This window comes from Mycobacterium hubeiense, from assembly GCF_002838065.1.
In the GTDB taxonomy this organism is placed as follows: Bacteria; Actinomycetota; Actinomycetes; order Mycobacteriales; family Mycobacteriaceae; genus Mycobacterium; species Mycobacterium hubeiense.
Genome location: NZ_PIZU01000167.1, coordinates 1 through 320, shown reverse-complemented (window position 1 = coordinate 320; position 320 = coordinate 1). Strand labels below are relative to the sequence as shown.

Here is a 320-nt window from a genome sequence, read left to right as displayed (position 1 = left end):
CGTGGTGTCGGGACGGGCGGGGCTCATGATGGCCTCCGCACCGTGAAATCGGTTGTGTCGCGCACGAACCGCGACGCCGTCGGCGGCGTCGGGATCAGTGGCAGCTGCGCGCCCGCACCTCGGGTGAGCATGCGCTCGATCAGTCCGACGTCGATGACTTCGGCGTCTAGGGCGCGCCGGCAGGCGTCATCGACCGCGCTTGCGCCGTGGCGGCGCACCAGCCCCAACAGCCGGTAGACCTGGCGCATCTTGGTCCATGGCAGTGGATGCTCCAGCACCGCGGCTGCATACGCGCCGACGTGCTCCCCATGCGCGGATGC

At 70.3% G+C, this 320-nt stretch carries 1 pseudogene; it reads right to left on the bottom strand.

From position 1 onward, the window contains the following. Window positions 1-23: 23 nt before the first annotated feature. A pseudogene (locus CWS39_RS28540) lies at window positions 24-320 on the bottom strand (IS21 family transposase); the annotation flags it as partial.